Annotated in this window: 15 protein-coding genes and 3 tRNA genes; 9 read left to right on the top strand and 9 right to left on the bottom strand. The window is 68.8% G+C overall.

Going from position 1 to position 16,195, the window contains the following annotated elements:
• The first annotated feature begins 7 nt into the window (after positions 1 to 7).
• Positions 8 to 502 (top strand): inorganic diphosphatase, encoded by a 495-nt coding sequence (locus AX769_RS04780; protein ID WP_066276529.1) that lies wholly within the window; start codon positions 8 to 10, stop codon positions 500 to 502.
• A gap of 79 nt (positions 503 to 581) precedes the next feature.
• On the opposite strand, the gene AX769_RS04775 is transcribed toward AX769_RS04780, so the two are convergent.
• The gene (locus AX769_RS04775) at positions 582 to 1,982 is read right to left on the bottom strand and encodes an NlpC/P60 family protein (RefSeq protein ID WP_157887456.1); all 1,401 of its coding nucleotides are present in this window, start codon (positions 1,980 to 1,982) and stop codon (positions 582 to 584) included.
• A gap of 31 nt (positions 1,983 to 2,013) precedes the next feature.
• Positions 2,014 to 3,339, bottom strand: coding sequence for a M23 family metallopeptidase (locus AX769_RS04770; RefSeq protein WP_066276525.1), 1,326 nt, complete (start codon positions 3,337 to 3,339; stop codon positions 2,014 to 2,016).
• A 360-nt stretch (positions 3,340 to 3,699) separates the two neighbouring features.
• Between AX769_RS04770 and AX769_RS04765 the strand changes: the two genes are divergently transcribed.
• The 3 genes from AX769_RS04765 (at position 3,700) to AX769_RS04755 (ending at position 3,956) form a co-directional block, all read left to right on the top strand.
• Positions 3,700 to 3,772, top strand: a tRNA-Glu gene (locus AX769_RS04765).
• 33 nt (positions 3,773 to 3,805) lie between these two features.
• Positions 3,806 to 3,882 (top strand) — tRNA-Asp (locus AX769_RS04760).
• Between the two features lies 1 nt (position 3,883).
• Positions 3,884 to 3,956, top strand: a tRNA-Phe gene (locus AX769_RS04755).
• A 352-nt stretch (positions 3,957 to 4,308) separates the two neighbouring features.
• Here the strand turns inward: AX769_RS04755 and rocD are convergent.
• Entirely contained in the window at positions 4,309 to 5,616 is a 1,308-nt protein-coding gene (rocD, locus tag AX769_RS04750; RefSeq protein WP_082763491.1) for an ornithine--oxo-acid transaminase, read from the bottom strand.
• The gene (gene ddaH / locus AX769_RS04745) at positions 5,613 to 6,404 is read right to left on the bottom strand and encodes a dimethylargininase (RefSeq protein WP_239452011.1); all 792 of its coding nucleotides are present in this window, start codon (positions 6,402 to 6,404) and stop codon (positions 5,613 to 5,615) included. Before ddaH ends, rocD begins: the two co-directional genes overlap by 4 nt.
• Positions 6,405 to 6,577: 173 nt before the next feature.
• On the opposite strand from ddaH, the gene AX769_RS04740 reads away from it, so the two are divergent.
• A complete protein-coding gene (locus AX769_RS04740) occupies positions 6,578 to 7,015 on the top strand; it encodes an Lrp/AsnC family transcriptional regulator (RefSeq protein ID WP_066276518.1) in 438 nt (145 codons plus the stop codon).
• A 108-nt stretch (positions 7,016 to 7,123) separates the two neighbouring features.
• Here AX769_RS04740 and AX769_RS04735 read toward each other — a convergent pair whose 3' ends face one another.
• The gene (locus tag AX769_RS04735; protein WP_066276512.1) at positions 7,124 to 10,759 is read right to left on the bottom strand and encodes a bifunctional proline dehydrogenase/L-glutamate gamma-semialdehyde dehydrogenase; all 3,636 of its coding nucleotides are present in this window, start codon (positions 10,757 to 10,759) and stop codon (positions 7,124 to 7,126) included.
• A gap of 41 nt (positions 10,760 to 10,800) precedes the next feature.
• Here AX769_RS04735 and AX769_RS04730 point away from each other — a divergent pair, with 41 nt between their 5' ends.
• Positions 10,801 to 11,271: a MarR family winged helix-turn-helix transcriptional regulator gene (locus AX769_RS04730; protein ID WP_066276510.1), complete on the top strand. Its 471-nt coding sequence runs from the start codon at positions 10,801 to 10,803 to the stop codon at positions 11,269 to 11,271.
• 66 nt (positions 11,272 to 11,337) lie between these two features.
• Here AX769_RS04730 and AX769_RS23675 read toward each other — a convergent pair whose 3' ends face one another.
• The 4 genes from AX769_RS23675 to AX769_RS04715 all read right to left on the bottom strand — a co-directional run bounded on the left by AX769_RS23675 (position 11,338) and on the right by AX769_RS04715 (position 13,749).
• On the bottom strand, positions 11,338 to 11,490 hold the full coding sequence (locus AX769_RS23675) for a hypothetical protein (RefSeq protein WP_157887455.1): 153 nt from the start codon (positions 11,488 to 11,490) through the stop codon (positions 11,338 to 11,340).
• 7 nt (positions 11,491 to 11,497) lie between these two features.
• Complete coding sequence (locus tag AX769_RS23670) at positions 11,498 to 12,202, bottom strand: hypothetical protein (RefSeq protein WP_157887454.1); 705 nt, start codon at positions 12,200 to 12,202, stop codon at positions 11,498 to 11,500.
• A 163-nt stretch (positions 12,203 to 12,365) separates the two neighbouring features.
• Positions 12,366 to 12,863 (bottom strand): pyridoxamine 5'-phosphate oxidase family protein, encoded by a 498-nt coding sequence (locus tag AX769_RS04720; RefSeq protein ID WP_066283182.1) that lies wholly within the window; start codon positions 12,861 to 12,863, stop codon positions 12,366 to 12,368.
• Positions 12,864 to 12,873: 10 nt separating this feature from the next.
• Positions 12,874 to 13,749: a rhodanese-related sulfurtransferase gene (locus tag AX769_RS04715; RefSeq protein ID WP_066276507.1), complete on the bottom strand. Its 876-nt coding sequence runs from the start codon at positions 13,747 to 13,749 to the stop codon at positions 12,874 to 12,876.
• 82 nt (positions 13,750 to 13,831) lie between these two features.
• Here AX769_RS04715 and AX769_RS04710 point away from each other — a divergent pair, with 82 nt between their 5' ends.
• The 3 genes from AX769_RS04710 to AX769_RS04700 are packed head-to-tail and all read left to right on the top strand — an operon-like array spanning position 13,832 to position 16,143.
• Positions 13,832 to 14,503 (top strand): GntR family transcriptional regulator, encoded by a 672-nt coding sequence (locus AX769_RS04710; RefSeq protein WP_066276505.1) that lies wholly within the window; start codon positions 13,832 to 13,834, stop codon positions 14,501 to 14,503.
• Positions 14,500 to 15,177 (top strand): GntR family transcriptional regulator, encoded by a 678-nt coding sequence (locus tag AX769_RS23665; protein ID WP_066276503.1) that lies wholly within the window; start codon positions 14,500 to 14,502, stop codon positions 15,175 to 15,177. Before AX769_RS04710 ends, AX769_RS23665 begins: the two co-directional genes overlap by 4 nt.
• 9 nt (positions 15,178 to 15,186) lie before the next feature.
• On the top strand, positions 15,187 to 16,143 hold the full coding sequence (locus AX769_RS04700; RefSeq protein WP_066276501.1) for a DNA-3-methyladenine glycosylase: 957 nt from the start codon (positions 15,187 to 15,189) through the stop codon (positions 16,141 to 16,143).
• The last annotated feature ends 52 nt before the right edge of the window (positions 16,144 to 16,195 follow it).

Here is a 16,195-nt window from a genome sequence, read left to right as displayed (position 1 = left end):
AGCAGTCATGGCCACGTACGACGTCGTCGTCGAAATCCCCAAGGGATCCCGCAACAAGTACGAGGTCGACCACGAGACGGGCCGGGTCTACCTCGACCGCGTGCTCTTCACGGCGTTCGTCTATCCCACCGACTACGGCTACTTCGAGAACACCCTCGGCCTCGACGGCGACCCGGTCGACGCGCTCGTGCTGCTCGAATACCCCGTCTTCCCCGGCGTCGGCGTCTCGGTGCGCCCGGTCGGCGTCTTCAACATGAGCGACGAGGCCGGCTCGGACGCCAAGGTGCTCGTCGTGCCCGCGAAGGACCCGCGCTGGCAGCACATCCAGGACATCGACGACGTGCCCGAGCAGACCCGCAACGAGATCGCGCACTTCTTCGAGCGGTACAAAGACCTCGAGCCGAACAAGTGGGTCAAGGCCGACGGCTGGGGCGACGCCGCCGAGGCCGAGGCCATCGTCGAGGCCGGCTTCAAGAAGTACGACGAAGAGGGCGGGCACTGAGCCTTCAGGCGACAGAGGCCGCCCCCTCCGCGTGGAGGGGGCGGCCTCCGGCGTTTGTCCTCGAAATCGCGAGGCAGGGCTAGCCGACGGGTCGGCCGACCGTGGTCATCAGCTGCGTGTACCGGATGGGGACGATGCGCACCAGGGCGCTCGGGTTCGGCGCCTCGATCATCATGCCGCCACCGAGGTACATGGCGTCGTGGTAATAGCCGTCCGGGCCGTTGTGGTAGATCAGGATGTCGCCGGCCCGCGCCTGCGAGAGCGGCACCATCCGACCCTGGGCCAGCAGGTAGTCGTACTGATAGCGCACCGAGTGCCCGCCGATGTAGACGCCTGCGGCGTTGTACGACGCCATCATGAGGCCCGAGCAGTCGTAGACGTTCGGGCCGGCGCCGCCGAACACATAGCCCTTGCCGACCTGGGCCTTGGCGAACGCGATCGCGGTGTTGACCGCGGCGGACGAGCCCGACGACGGGGGCGTCGTCACCGGAGGCGTCGTGACCGGCGGCTTCGGCGTGCTCACCGGCGGCTTGGGCGCGACTGGGGTGGTCGACTTCGAGGGCGACGGCGCAGGATTCGGGGCCTTGCTCGGCGTCGTCGACCCACCAGAGCCCGACCCGCCAGAGCCCGACCCGCTGGCCTTCGACCCGCCCGACTTGGCGGGCGACGGGGCCGCCACCGTGTCGGCGATCGTGCCCGCGGCCTGGCCGTTATAGTACTGCGTCTCGACGGCAGCCGTCGTGCCCTTGAGATAGGCGACCTGCGAGATCAGTTGGGACTGGTTCTTCGTCTGCACGGCGAGTGCGGCCGAGGCCGTGTCGGCAGCGGAGTTGGCCTGCTTGAGCGCCGATGCGGCGTCGGCCGTGCGCTCGGCCAGCGCCGACTGGGCCGACGCGGCCTGGTCGCTGAGGGCCGTCGCGGTGTGCTCGTCGGCCGTCGCCTGCTCGAGAAGGCCCCGCGTGCGCTCGGTGAGGTTGGTCATCGCCCCGAGCTGGTAGAGCAGGTTGCCGGCGTGCTTCGACTGGGTGAGCATCGTGACGGTCAACTGGCCGCCGCCCGAATGCGAGAGCTCGGCGACGAGCTGCCCGACGCGGTCTCGCGACAGCTTGGCCTTCGAGGCGGCTTCGGCCTGCTGCGACTTGAGCGACTTGAGGTCGGCGGCCGCCGACTGTTGCGCGAGAACGGCGACCTGGTAGCGCTCGCCCGCACCGGAGGCGGCGTCCATCGCCGTTCCGGCACGGTTCTGGAGGCTCGTGATCGCCGAGGACAGTGCGTCGATCTCTTTCTGCGCCTTGGCCTGGTTGCCCTTGGCGGCCTGCACGTCCGACCAGGACGGGTAGGGCGAGGCCTGTGCGGGCGCGGACAGCCCGACAGCGGATGCCGCGACGAGCCCCGCACCGATCGCGAGGACGCAGGCCGTGCGCGCGCGGCGCAGGCCAGAGAGGTGCACACCCGGTGTGCGGCGACGCGGGGGCGTCACCGATCGGTCGATTCGGGTGTGCGGCGTCTCATTACAGGGTCACTCCTCGGGCGGCCATGAAGGGGACGGCGTCGGTGGCTGTGCCACCGATGCGCGTCTCGAAGTGGAGGTGGCACCCGGTGGACCATCCGGTGGAGCCGACCTTCGCGATCTGCTGGCCGACGGTGACATGCTGACCGACGGTCACCATGATCCCGCCGTCGACGATGTGGCCGTAGCCGGTGTTGATGTTGTTGCCGTTGTCGAGCAGCACGAAATTGCCGTAGCCGCCGTAGGGGCCGGCGTAGATGACCGTGCCGGTCGCGGCGGCCAGGATCGGCGAGCCGCAGGAGGCGCCGAGGTCGGTGCCGGCGTGCAGCGCCCGCGCGTGCGTGTACGGGTCGACGCGCCAGCCGTAGCCGCTCGTGATGTAGCCGCCAGCCGGCTTCGTCCATCCGGAGGTGCTCGGCGCGCCCGTGATGCCCATCGCCTTCTCGGCGGCCAGCGCGGCTTTCCGAGCGGCAGCCTGGGCGGCGGCGCGGCGCACGGCGACGCCCTTGTTGTAGGCGGCCTGGGTGAGATTGCGCTTGGTCTTGATCGCCGTGAGCTGGGCCTCGAGGCGAGCCTGGTTGGCGCTCTGCTCCGTGACCGCCTCCTGGGCGGCCTCGTTGGCGGCGGTCGCTGCGGCCAGGGCCGTCTTCGCCTTGACCGCGAGGTCGTTCAGCGCCTTCGCGGCCACGTTCGCCTGGTCGGTCAGACCCTGGGCCGTGTTTCGAGCCTGGACTGCGTCGGCGTAGATTCCGTTCGCCTGTTCGGTCAGCTTGTTCATCGCTCCGAGCTTGTAGAGCAGGCTGCTGGCCTTGCCCGGGTTGGCGATGAGGTCGCTGGTCAGATCGTTCGAGCCGGAGCGGCCGAGCTGCGCGGCGAGCTGGCCGGCGCGCGTCTCGCTCGCGTTCGCGACGCGGTCCGCCTCGTCGGCCTGCGACTGAAGCTGCTCTTTCTTGCTCTCCTGCTCGTCGTAGGCCATCTGGGCCTCTTGCAGCTCTTGACCGCGCGCGTCAGCGGTCTTCTGAGCGGCAGCGGCGTTGCTGGTGAGCGTGCCGAGGAGCTTGGTGATGGAGCGGACCTCGTTGGTGGCGAGGTTCTCGTTGGTGACGGCTTTCGTCACGTCCGACCACGAGGGGTAGCTGACCTTGGCGGCCGCATCGGCCTGCATCGGAGGGCCTGCGAGCAGACCGGCCAGCACGGCCGCGGCGGCCAGCACGGCGACACCGCCGCGCGAGCGCACGGAGCGCAGGATGCCACCACGGCGCGTCGAAGAGACAGAGGCGCCCGAGGAGAGGGCCGCCTCGTTGCCTGAGCGGAGGAAGAGTGTCATCGAATCCCGAATCGTCGTCACGGTGCGGCCGGATGGCGAGGTCACACTGTTAACACGAGCAACAGTAGCAACGCACCACCGAGAGCCCAAGGGTGGATTTCTCACCTTCGGGCTGGGCTGTCGGCCGAAGACTTCCCGACGGAAAGTCTCAACTACAGCCTGAAACTAACTGTGGCAGGGGATTCCGGGCTGCCGCCTCGCCGTGCGGGCGTGTCTGTGGAGAACCCCCGTGTGACCCCAATTGGGGAGGACAAGACGCAGGATGCGACGGGTGCGGAAGCCCCGGATCCTGCCGTTTTGATTTATGCCCGACCTATCCGTATGCTTATCCGGGTTGCTGTGATGCCGACAAGCTTTCACGGCCCCATCGTTTAGTGGCCTAGGACACCGCCCTTTCACGGCGGCAGCACGGGTTCGAATCCCGTTGGGGTCACGCGCGATTGTCAGTAATGCAGCAACAAAGTTTGGCCCTGTAGCGCAGTTGGTTAGCGCGCCGCCCTGTCACGGCGGAGGTCGCCGGTTCAAGTCCGGTCAGGGTCGCCATGGCTGGGTAGCTCAGTTGGTAGAGCGTTCGACTGAAAATCGAGAGGTCCAGGGATCGACGCCCTGTCCAGCCACCCTTAGTCGGCGGCTTCGCCGCCTCCCCCTTCACAGGGCGTTGTTCCTTTTAGGACCGCCCGTCCAGCCGCTCCTTTTCTTCCGGCCTGTCCAGCCACGCTGCTTCTGGTCAGCCTCCGGCCGACGAAGGCGCTCGCGCGCCTGTCGAACCACGGGATTGCTGTCGCACCAACGGACTTCATGGCGTCACGGGGGACGGGTGGTTCGAGTCCACTCGATCATCAGCATTAGGTGTTTTATGCACGAGTGCTGTATACCTTATGGAGTGGGTCGGGTGCCTGGGTTCGCCCGACTCGGCGGGAGGCCGGGTACGGCCGGCCTCCCGCCACCACGAGCTGAGGCGTGAGCGCCTCAGCCGCGCAAGTCGGCGAGCACGGCCTCGAGCTGCGCGACGGCCCAGTCGAGCTCGTCGGCGGTGACGACGAGGGGCGGGGCCAGGCGGATCGTGGAGCCGTGTGTGTCCTTCGCGAGGACGCCGCGGCGCATCAGGCCCTCGGAAACCTCGCGGCCCGTGCCGAGGGCCGGGTCGATGTCGACGCCGGCCCAGAGCCCGGCCCCGCGGACGGCGACGACCCCATGCCCGATCAGAGAGTCGAGAGAGGTTCGCAGACGCTCGCCGAGCTCGGAGGCGCGCTGCTGGAATTCGCCGCTCGACAGCATCCTGACGACCTCGAGGCCCACCGCAGCAGCGAGCGGGTTTCCGCCGAACGTCGAGCCGTGCTCACCGGGGCGGAGCACCCCGAGCACCGCCCGGTCGCCGACGACAGCCGACACGGGAACGATTCCGCCACCGAGAGCCTTACCGAGCAGATACAGGTCGGGCACGACGCCGACCAGGTCGCACGCGACGGTCGAGCCGGTGCGGCCGAGACCCGACTGGATCTCGTCGGCGATGAAGAGCACGTTGCGCTCGGTCGTCACCCGACGGATGAAGGGGAGGTAGGTCGTCGGCGGCACGACCACACCGGCCTCGCCCTGGATCGGCTCGATGAGCACCGCGACGGTGTCGTCGTCGATCGCCGCCTCGAGCACCGCCTCGTCGCCGTAGGGCACCGAGACGAACCCGGGCGTGTAGGGCCCGAAGTCGGACCGCGCCTCGGGGTCGCTCGAGAAGCTGATGATCGTGGTGGTGCGGCCGTGAAAATTGCCGTCGGCCACGATGATCTTCGCGCGCCCCTCGGGCACGCCCTTGACGCGGTAGCCCCAGGCGCGGGCGACCTTGATCGCCGACTCGACCGCCTCGGCGCCGGTGTTCATCGGCAGCACCATCTCTTTGCCGAGGAGGTTCGCGAGGGCCGCGGCGAAAGGCCCGAGCTGGTCGTTGTGGAAGGCCCGAGAGGTGAGCGTCACGCGGTCGAGCTGGTCACGCGCGGCCTTCACCAGACGCTCATTGCCGTGGCCGAAGTTGACCGCGGAGTAGGCGGCGAGGCAGTCGAGGTAGCGACGACCCTCGACGTCGGTGACCCACGCGCCGGACGCCGTGGCGACGACGACCGGCAGCGGGTGGTAGTTGTGCGCGAGCGACGCGTCCTCGACCGCGATGGCGGCGTCGGTCGCGTCGGTCGCGCCAGTCGCGCCGCTCGCGCCAGTCGCACCGCTCGCGCCAGTCGCACCGCTCGCGCCAGTCGCACCGCCCGTCGGGTGCGTCGCGCTGCTCATCGCCGCAGCTCGAGGGTGCAGCACTTCACGCCGCCGCCGCCCAGCAGCAGCTCGGAGAGGTCCACGCCGATCGGGTTGTAGCCGCGCTCGCGCAGCTGCTTTTCGAAGCCGGTGGCCCGGGCGGCGATCACGATGTTGTAGCCGTCGCTGTACGAGTTGAGGCCCAGGATCGCGGCATCCTCTTCGCTCACGATGATCGCGTCAGGGTAGCGCTGGCGCAGGATCGCGAGGGAGGGCTCGTCGAATGCGCTCTCGAGGTAGGCGATGTTGGAGTGGCCGTCGACCGGCACGGGGTCGAGCACGGCGATCGCGGTGTCGAGGTGGTAGAAGCTCGGGTTGATCAACTTCAGCGTGATCACGTCGCGACCGAAGATCGAGGCGAGCTCTTCGTGCGAGGTCGAGTCGCTGCGGAATCCGGTGCCGGCCAGGATGACATCGCCGACGAGGAGGAAATCGCCCTCGCCCTCGTTGATCTGCTCGGGCACGTGCACCTCGTAGCCGTTGGCGCCGAACCACTCCATGTAGGCCGGCCCCTCGGGTTGGCGCTCGGGGTAGGTGAAGCTGGCGCCGTACGCCTTGCCGTCGAGCACGAAGCCGCCGTTGGCCGAGTAGACCATATCGGGCAGACCGTCGATCGGGTCGATCAGCTCGACGTCGTAGCCGAGCGAGAGATAGGTGTCGTAGAGCGTCTGCCACTGGGCGACCGCCCTCGACGTGTCGGTGGGGTCGTCGGGGTGCATCCACGGGTTGATCCGATAGCTGACCGTGAAGAAGGCGGGCTTGCACATGAGGATCGTGCGGTGGGACGCCTTCCGCTGTGGGACGGAGGCCTGGTGGGGGTCGGTTGCGATGCTCACGTCAGCCAGTCTCACATGCCGATCGCGCATTTCGATGGTGCGATACGCACTTTTTGTGCAGTATCCTGACATCCACGCAAGAAAAGCGCGCTACAGTCGCCTGCGTGGACAACCTCGACTTCAGCATCATCGATCTCCTCCGACAGAACGCCCGGGCCGGCTACGGCGACATCGGAGGCGTCGTCGGCCTCAGCGCCTCGGCCGTCAAACGTCGCGTCGACCGGATGGTGTCGGACGGCGTCATCCGCGGGTTCACGGTGCAGGTCGACCCCGCCGTCGACGGTCTCGCGACAGAAGCATACGTCGAGCTGTTCTGCCGCGGCACCGTGTCGCCGGCCGAATTGCAGCGCATCCTGAGCACCGTGCCGGAGGTCGTCGACGCAGGCACGGTCACCGGCAGTGCCGACGCGATCGTGCACATGCGCAGCCGCGACATCCCGAGCCTGGAGGGCGCCCTCGAGCGCGTACGCAACGCCCCGAACGTCGACCACACCCGCAGCGCGATCGTCCTCTCGAAGCTGATCAACCGCCAGCCCGCTTAGCCCTCCCCCTCCCCCTCCCCCTCCGTTTTACCTATAGGTAAGCCGCTCCCGACAGGAAACAACACTGCGCAAGAGCCGCACCTATAGGTAGAACGGAGGGAGGAGGGGTCAGAAGCGGAGCGCGGTGAGATCGGCGACCGGGTTGCCGAAGCGGTGCGCCGTCATCGAGATGGCCTGCTCGGAGAGGAAGGGCAGCAGCTCGACGCGCCCCGACTCGGTGACCTGGTCGGAGTAGATCGCCACGTCGCAGCTTCCGCCCACCGCCGCCGCGAGGGCCGAAGCCGCCCCGCCGATGAGACGGATGCGCAGGTCGCGGTACGAGACCGCCCCAGGCCCCTCGAGATGCGCGCCGGGGTCGGACTGCAGCAGCGCCGCGCGATCGAGGGCGACGGTGTTCTGGAGGCCCAGGGTCAGGGCACCCGTGTCTTGCGTCGCGCGTTCGATCAGTGAGAGGTCGTCTTCGGGCGGCGTCTCGACCTCGCCCTGCAGGAGGCCGGCGGCCGCCCGGGCGAGCCAGAGCCCGTCGCTCTCGACCGTGATGTCGTCGACGTGCACGGGGCTGTCGGCGGCCCGCAGCAACTGCACGAGTTGGGCAGGCAGGGGCGTCGCCGTGCTCACGTTCAGTCGCGAACCCGCGCGGGCTCCGGCCGCGATCACCCGGATGAGGTCGGCCATCACGCCGTCGTTCGACAGCCGGATCGTGACGGGGTGCGGCAGGTGGCGGAAGACATTGCGCTCGACCCCGAGTGCCGACGGGTCGACGGGCGACGCGAACCGCGCAAGCCAGGCCCGATGGTCGCTCGCGCTTGCGGCGCGCACGAAGTCGAACTCGCCGAAGGTCAGCACCGACCGGGTCGACTCGATGATCTTGACGCCCAGTTCGGGTACGCCGTCGAGCTGCAGCGACGCGGCGGGCTCGTGCTCGACACGCGCCCACGACGTCAGCGACGCGACGTAGTTCGGGCCGCCGGCCTTGGCGCCGGTGCCGACCGACGAGCGCTTCCAGCCGCCGAAGGGCTGGCGACGGACGACCGCACCCGTCGTCGACCGGTTGATGTAGAGGTTGCCGGCCTGTACTCGAGACACCCAGAGCGCGATCTCGCGCGCGTCGAGGCTCTGCAGCCCCGCAGTGAGGCCGTACTCGACAGCGTTCTGCCACTCGATCGCCTGCTCGAGGGTCTCGGCGCGCATCACGCCGAGGATCGGGCCGAAGTACTCGGTGGTGTGGAACTCCGACCCTGCGCGCACGCCGTCCCGAACCCCGGGGCTCCACAGCACGTCGGTCTCGTCGAGAGCCCCCGGCTTCAGCCACCACGTCTCGCCCTCGCCGAGCACCGTCAACCCGCGTTCGAGCTTGCCGGCGGGCGGGTCGATCAGCGGGCCCATGCGCGTCGTCGCCACGTCGGGGTAGCCGACACGGATGCTCTCGACGGCGTCGATCAGCTGCCGCCTGAAGCGCTCGCTCTCACCGACCGATCCCACCAGGATCACGAGAGACGCGGCCGAGCACTTCTGCCCCGCGTGCCCGAAGGCGCTGGCCACGACATCGGCCACCGCGAGGTCGAGGTCGGCCGACGGCGTCACGATCACGGAGTTCTTGCCGCTCGTCTCGGCGAACAGCGGCAGATCGGTGCGCCACGATCGGAAGGCGGCAGCAGTGTCGAACGAGCCGATCAGGATCACGCGATCGACGGCGGGGTGGGCGATCAGCTCGCGCCCCAGGTCGCCCTCGTCGAGGTCGACCAGGGCGAGCAGCGACCGTGGCACTCCGGCCCGCCAGAGGATGTCGGCGAGCACCGCGGCGGTGCGATGGGCCTGCGGCGCCGGCTTCAGGATGACGCCGCTGCCGGCCGCGAGCGCGCCGAGCACACCGCCCACGGGGATGGAGGCGGGGAAGTTCCACGGCGGGGCGACGACCGTCAGCCGCGGCGGCAGCGGTCGTGCGTCGCGGATCGTGTCGAGCTCGCGGGCCTGCTCGGCGTAGTACCGCGCGAAGTCGATCGCCTCGCTGACCTCGGGGTCGCCTTCGGCGATGGTCTTGCCCGTCTCGCTCGCCATGACCTCGATGAGGTCGGCGCGGCCCGCTGCGAGCCCCGCCGCGACCAGTTCGAGCAGCTCGGCGCGAGTGGCGCCGTCCTGGCGCCCCCACTTGACACCGGCCTCGGTGACGCCGGCGACGATCTCTTCGAGCCGCCCGGCGTCGTCGACCCAAGCGGCCTCGATGGTGTCGATGCCGAGCTCGCTCGTCGCCGCGCGATCCAGGATCTTGCGCGCCCAGCCCCGATTGGCCTCGAGCGCCGCGTCGGTGTCGGGCTCGTTGACGAAACCCGAGTGCATGTCGAGGTCGTAGCCCCGGGTGCGATCCTGCGTCCGATTCGGGCCCGGTGCCACGTCGTCGTCGCGGTTCTCGAACGCGTCGAGCGAGGCCAGGAAGCGTGACTTCTCGCGCTCGAAGACCGCAGGGTCTTTGCCGAGCTCGAACGCCCCGGACAGGAAGTTCTCGGGGCTGGCGTTCTCTTCGAGACGGCGCACGAGATAGCTGATGGCCGAGTCGAACTCGCGTGGGTGAACCACGGGCGTGTAGAGCAGCAGCCCGCCGACGTCGGCGCGCACGGCCTGAGCTTGCGCTGTCGCCATGCCGAGCAGCATCTCGAAGTCGACCCGGTTGGTGACCATGCGCTGCTTGGCGAGGTTCCACGCGTAGGCGACGTCGAAGAGGTTGTGCCCGGCGACCCCGATCTTGACTGCTGCGGCGTTCTCCGGCTGGAGCGCCCAGTCGAGCATGCGCAGGTAGTTGGTGTCGGTCTCGACCTTCGACGACCAGGTGGCGAGGGGCCAGCCGTGCACGGTGGCGTCGACCCGCTCCATCGCGAGGTTGGCGCCCTTCACGATGCGGACCTTGACCGGCGCGCCGCCCCGGGCGAGGCGGGCCCTGGACCACTCGGTGAGCAGCTGCAGGGCGCCGAGCGCGTCGGGCAGATAGGCCTGCAGCACGATCCCGGCCTCGAGCGCGAGCATCTCGGGGGTGTCCAGGATGCGAGTGAAGACGTCGATGGTCAGGTCGAGGTCGTGGTACTCCTCCATGTCGAGGTTGATGAACTTCGTCGTCGGCGCGGCCGCGGCCAGCTCGTACAACGGCAACAGCCTCTCGACGAGGCGGTCGCTCGTCTCTTCGAACGCCCACAGCGACAACTGACTGGCGACGGCGCTCGCCTTGATCGAGACGTAGTCGACGTCGTCACGGGCGAGCAGCGCGCGCGTGCCTTCGAGCCGGCGGTCGGACTCGGCCTCGCCGAGCACCGCCTCGCCGAGGAGGTTGAGGTTGAGGCGCGAGCCGTCGCTCCGCAGCTTCTCGAGGCTGGCGCCGAGGCGGTTCGGCGTCGCGTCGACGATGAGGTGCTCGACCATGCGGCGGAGGGCTCGGCGGGCCATCGGCACGATGGTGCGAGGCGCCCCGGTCGCCAGCCCGCCGCCGGTGGCGATCGCGGCCCGGAGATACCAGGGCAGGAACCTCGGGATCGAATGGCTCAGCTCTTCGAGGCTGCGCGCAGCGACGAGCAGGTCTTCGGGGCGCACCACCCGGTCGACGAAACCGAGTGTGAAGTCGAGCCCCTTGGCATCCTGCAGCACCCCCGCGAGGCGGGCCGCAGAGGGGTCGACGCGGGCACCCGTCGTCGCCGACAACCACCGGCGCACCGTCTCGACGGACTCCTGGGCGAGGTCAGCGGGGCGCACGTCGGACATGCAACGAGGATATGCCGCACGACCGTCTCTACACTGGGCGAATGGCCGACCAGCTCACGGAAGACGACTGGGCCGTGTGGGATGCCTTCTACTCCATGCGGCGACGACTGGATCGTGCCCTCGAGCTGAGACTTCAGGCAGAGTCGGGCGTGTCCGCGCCCGAGTACGAGATCCTCGCCGGGCTCGGCCGCAGCGCCGACCGCCGGCTGCGTGTGCGAGACATCGCCGAGCAGATCGGCTGGGAGAAGAGCCGCGTCAGCCACCAGGTCACGCGCATGGAAAAGCGCGGCCTGGTGCAGCGTACCGACTGCGACCTCGACGCGCGCGGCACCTGGGTCGAACTGACGCCGGAGGGCCGACGCGCGATGCTCGCGTCGAGCCGCGGGCACAACGAGGCCATCAAACGCTACTTCGTCGACGCCCTCGGCTCGGAGGCCGATGCCGATGCCGTCCGCTCGTTCGCCGAGCGCGTCCTCACCGCCATCGGCGAGGACGCGCACCCCGGCGACTAACCCCGGCCCTTCCCGGAACACCAACAACGCCCCCGGCAGCTACCGGGGGCGTTCTTGGTCGGGCAGTTATTCGCGCCCTCGCTCCTTCGCGATGAGTGTTGCGACGCGCTCATCGCGACGATGACCGGCCCGGCGAACGATCGCGGCGATCGCAGCAACCACGGCGGCGACGATCAGGATGTTGAGAATCAAACCGATGGGGGAGAAGTCGACGAGCATGTCGTACCTAACTCTGAACGTTGAATGAGTAGCTGCCCCCGTGGAAGTCGGCGAAGGCGATGATCGTGTCATAGACGGCAACCGATGTGTAAGTTCCCGTTCGGTTGAAGTTGTAGGAATGTGCGGTCGTGGACACGCTGGGTGTCGCCGAATAAGTGAGGCCGATTCCGGACGACCCGACCACGCCGTAGGAACGAATCTCAGCTCGGATGTTCGTCTTGCTCACTTTTGCGCTACTCGCCATCTTCACTGACACCGAATACTTATGAGTGATCGGGCCGCTCCCATTTGTGTTGAGATTGCCTTGGATTCGACCGGTCATTCCTCCAGACGTTTTTGCGTTGTTGAAGTTCCGTGAAGCTCGGCCGAGTTGGGCTGCATTGCCGTGAGCGTAAATACGGACGAATTCCGCGTCAGCCGGGTCGAATGCCTCTAAAACCTCGTAGGAGTCATCCAGATCATGGAACCTGTCGACGATTTCACGAGACGAAAGATCCCTGTTCTGGGCGAAGCTCGCTTCTGCAACATGCAAGGGAGCAAGGGCTTTCTGTTGATCCTCGGTCAGGGAAGTCGATTGACCTGTGTTTTGCGCGCTCACTGCAACCGCGCTCCGTGTCTGCCCAGCTTCCTGAGCGCCAGCCACGTCAACGCTCGAGCTACACCCAGTTAGCGCTGCTGAAGTCATCACGGCCAGTGCTCCGATTGTGGCCATCGGTTTGTCATAGACGCCATAGTCATACCTCGTTTTCATTCTGAGTTGATGTATTGGGTATGACTGTACGGAAAGGTCGATCTCGGGGCAAGTCCTTCGACGGCACGCGAAAAAGCCCGGCCGACAGGCCGGGCTTTCTCTGAACCCACTGACAGACGCGGGGCTAGAGGGCGATCGTCTCGTTGTCGCCAACGTTCTCGGGGTGGCCGCCGAGCGCCGCGGCCTTGGCGTATTTGAAGAGCGTCACGGCCTTCGGCTCGGTGCTGGTCCAGGATTCGACGGTGTGGGCGTCGACCTTCAGCAGGGCGACCTGCGGGTCGTCGCGGCCCTGGTCGAACCAGGCTTCGGCACCGGTGTTCCACAGCTCGTCGATGGTCGCGCGATCCTGCGACAGGGTCGCGGTGCCCGAGATCGACAACCAGCCCTTCGAGGTCTCGACGCCGACGTTGACCTCGGGCTCGGATTCGATGTCGTGCACCTTGTGGCTGTCTTTCTGCACGAAGAAGTAGACGGCGCCGTCGAAGTCGCGGTCGACGATGGCCAGCGGCCGGCTGACGAGGTGGCCGCCTTCGTCGACGGTGGCGAGGAGGCCGATGCGCGCCTTGTCGAGCACGTCGGCCACGGTCTTGAGCTCTTCGGGTGTCGCTTTGTCGGTAGTCATGCGCCGGACGCTACGCCGCAGCGGCGTGCGGGGCACACAGGGGGCTGTCGGGAGCGCAGGAGGCGCAGACGACGAGCTGCTCGCGGCACTGCGGGTCTCTGCAGTTCTGCATGTCGCTCGTCGCCGAACCGCACACCACGCAGCGGCCCAGCACCGCGGCGTGGTCGCTGAACGACACCGAGCCCCGCCTGTCGAAGACGTACAGCGATCCCTCCCAGAGCCCGTCGTCGCCGAACTGCTCGCCGTAGCGCGCGATGCCGCCGTCGAGCTGGTAGACCTCGCTGAAACCTCGGTCGATCATGAGCGAGCTCAGCACCTCGCAGCGCACGCCGCCGGTGCAGTACGTCACCACCGGCTGATCCTTCAGGTGGTCGTAGCGGCCGGAGTCGAGCTCGGCCACGAAGTCACGGGTGTTCGCCACCTCGGGCACGATCGCGTCATGGAAGCGCCCGATCCTGGCCTCGAACTCGTTGCGGCCGTCGAAGAACGCGACGCCCTTCTGCGCCACCAGCGAATGCAGTTCGTCGGGGCTGAGCTTCGTGCCGCCGCCGACGACGCCGTGCTCGTCGACGCGCAGTTCGTCGGGGGCGCCGAAGCTGACGATCTCGTCGCGCACCTTCACGCTCAACTTCGGGAAGTCGCCGCCGCGGCCGTCGCTCCACTTGACGTCCAGGTCGCGGAACGCGGGGTACTCGCGGGTCGACTTGAGATAGCGCTTCACATCGCGGATGTCGCCCCCGACCGTGCCGTTGATGCCGTCTTTCGAGATCAGGATGCGACCCCGCAGCCCCAGCGCCTGGCAGAGGTCGCGCTGCCAGAGACGAATGGCCTCGGGGTCGGGCAGAGGCGTGAAGACGTAGTACAGGAGGATCTTGGGGGTCGCCACCCGGGGAGTCTAACTTCCGCTGGAGGGGGCATCGGTTAGTGTGTGAAATGTTTATACGTCGACTTCCCGATCAGAGGTGCCCATGCCCGTCCCTCCTCCGACCACCCCCCTGGCCGATCCGGCGGTCCAGCGCCGTCTGCGCAAAGACGAGGTCTTCGACCAGATGCTCCGCGCCATCCTCGACGGCACGCTGCATCCCGGCGAGAGGCTGCGCGACAGCGACCTCCAGCGCTGGCTCGGAGTCTCGCGCACGCCGATCCGACTCGCGATCGATCGGCTGGCCGAGATGCGCCTCGTCGAGGTGCGCGCGAACAGCTCGACCCGTGTGAGCCCCGCGCGGCCGGACCGCATCCCGCAGACCATCGAGGTGATGTGCGGCCTGTGGGCTCTTGCCGCGCGGCGCGCGATCGTGCGGCTCGAACCGGCGCTGGCAGCCGACTGCGCCGGGCGGCTCCGACGAGCGGCCGCCGCCTGCCGTCGACCCGCCCGCACGCCGGTCGACGCGGTGGAGGAGATGCGCGACGCCCTCTACTTCTTCAGCGTGCACGCTGGCAACGAGCTGCTGCCGCAGCTGGTCGTCAAGCTGGGCGCCGACCTCCGCTTCCAGCTGTCACTGCCCGGGGCCGGGGTCGACGTCGGCCGGTTCGCCCTGACCTTCGACGAGCTCGCCGTGGCCGTCGAGCAGGGCGACGGGGCCCTCGCCGAGCGAGTCTTCGACCGAGTGCGCCGCACCACCCTCGGGGCCGCCGCGTGACGCCCGTGCCGGCGGGCACAGGCATCCTGGCGTCGGGCGAGCTGCTCAGCGAGACCGTCAAGCGTCGCATCCTGGGGGCGCTCTTCGCCGGCACCCTCACGCCGGGCGAACGGCTTCACGACGAGCAGCTCACCGCCTGGCTCGGCGTCTCGCGCACACCCGTGCGCACCGCCCTCGAACAGCTCACCGAGGTCGGCCTCGTCGAGATGCGGCCCAACTGCTTCACCCGAGTCGCGAGCCCGACGCTCGCCTCGCACCGAGCGACCCTCGACGTGTACGGCGCTCTGCACGGCGCGGTGGCCCGAAGCGCGGTGCCCGAGCTCGAGCCCGGCGACATCGTGAACATCACCGCTGCAAGCGATCGGGCCGTGACGCAGGTCGGGCGTCAGGCGCAGACGGCATGGTCTCTGCCGTCGCTCGAGGCCATGGGCGCAGTCACCGCCTTCCTGTCACGGCGGTGCGCCAACCCGGTGCTTCTCGCGGCGGCCGACGAGATCGACCTCCGCCTGGCGTTCTCGTTCCTCGCCCTCGAGATCCCCGTCGATCGGGTCGCGGTCGGCCGGTGCTCTCGGGGTGCGGTGGCCGCCGCCGAACAGCGAGACCCCGAGCTCTTCGTCGAGACGATGCACGACTTCCTCTCGTCGTGCGAGAGCGGTGTCGTCCGCGCCGATTAGCCTGTCCCCATGTCTCTCACGGCGGTGCTCCCCGGTGCGACCGGCCCCGCGTCGCCGTCGGTGTCGACCGTGTACCGGCCGCAGTCGCCGGTGCACCTCCATCAGACCGTGCGGCCGCTCAGCCGGGGCAGCGGCGACCCGTGCTTCCGGGTCGTCGGCGAGTCCGTGTGGCTCGGGGTGCGCACGCCTCAGGGCGCCGGCACGCTGCGGCTCACGCCGGGCAGCGCCTCGGTCGAGGCGACGGCGTGGGGCGACGGCGCCGAGTGGCTGATCGAGCACGTGCCCGAGCTGCTCGGGCACGGCGACGACTGGTCGACGCTCGACGTCACGGGCAACGCCTTCTTGGCCGACGCCTCCCGTCGGCTGCCCGGGCTGCGCCTCACGCGCACGAACCTGGTGGTGCAGATGCTCATCCCCGCCGTGCTCGAGCAGAAGGTGACGAGCACCGAGGCGTGGCGCGCCTGGCGCCAGCTCGTGCGTGCGCAGGGCACCGCGGCTCCCGGCCCTGCCCCGGTCGGGCTCATGGTCGCCCCCGACGCGGCGACGTGGGCCCGGATCCCGAGCTGGGAGTGGCACCGCGCCGGCGTCGGCCCTCAGCGCTCGGCCACCGTCATGCGCGTGTGCGCGGTGGCAGCGGGCCTCGAGCGCACCCTCGGCCTCGGCCGCGGCGGCGGCGAGGTGCAGAAGCGCCTCCGGTCGGTCGTGGGGGTCGGCGTGTGGACGGCGGCCGAGACCAGCCAGCGAGCCCACGGCGATCCTGACTCCCCCAGCGTCGGCGACTACCACCTGCCCGCCCTCGTCGGCTGGGCCCTGATCGGCCGGCCGGTCGACGACGACGGCATGCTCGAGCTGCTCGAGCCCTATCGCGGCAACCGCGAGCGCGTGATGCGCCTCATCGGTGGCAGCGGCTTTCGCAAGCCTCGGTTCGGGCCGCGCATGACGATCCAGGATCACCGCTTCCACTGACCCGACGCACGACCCCTCCCACCCTTACCTTTTCGGCAGGATCTCCCCGAAC

The sequence above is a fragment of the Frondihabitans sp. PAMC 28766 genome (assembly GCF_001577365.1).
Lineage (GTDB): Bacteria > Actinomycetota > Actinomycetes > Actinomycetales > Microbacteriaceae > Frondihabitans.
The sequence above is the reverse complement of the archived record's forward strand: the minus strand, read 5'-3'. Positions and strand labels throughout refer to the sequence as shown.

Bases quoted from the DNA above. Each gene is read 5' to 3' on its own strand.
- AX769_RS04780 (WP_066276529.1), top strand. From the start codon at position 8: ATGGCCACGTACGACGTCGTCGTCGAAATCCCCAAGGGATCCCGCAAC.
- AX769_RS04770 (WP_066276525.1), bottom strand. From the start codon at position 3,339: ATGACACTCTTCCTCCGCTCAGGCAACGAGGCGGCCCTCTCCTCGGGC.
- rocD (WP_082763491.1), bottom strand. From the start codon at position 5,616: ATGAGCAGCGCGACGCACCCGACGGGCGGTGCGACTGGCGCGAGCGGT.
- ddaH (WP_239452011.1), bottom strand. From the start codon at position 6,404: ATGTGCAAGCCCGCCTTCTTCACGGTCAGCTATCGGATCAACCCGTGG.
- AX769_RS04735 (WP_066276512.1), bottom strand. From the start codon at position 10,759: ATGTCCGACGTGCGCCCCGCTGACCTCGCCCAGGAGTCCGTCGAGACG.
- AX769_RS04730 (WP_066276510.1), top strand. From the start codon at position 10,801: ATGGCCGACCAGCTCACGGAAGACGACTGGGCCGTGTGGGATGCCTTC.
- AX769_RS23675 (WP_157887455.1), bottom strand. From the start codon at position 11,490: ATGCTCGTCGACTTCTCCCCCATCGGTTTGATTCTCAACATCCTGATC.
- AX769_RS23670 (WP_157887454.1), bottom strand. From the start codon at position 12,202: ATGGCCACAATCGGAGCACTGGCCGTGATGACTTCAGCAGCGCTAACT.
- AX769_RS04720 (WP_066283182.1), bottom strand. From the start codon at position 12,863: ATGACTACCGACAAAGCGACACCCGAAGAGCTCAAGACCGTGGCCGAC.
- AX769_RS04710 (WP_066276505.1), top strand. From the start codon at position 13,832: ATGCCCGTCCCTCCTCCGACCACCCCCCTGGCCGATCCGGCGGTCCAG.
- AX769_RS04700 (WP_066276501.1), top strand. From the start codon at position 15,187: ATGTCTCTCACGGCGGTGCTCCCCGGTGCGACCGGCCCCGCGTCGCCG.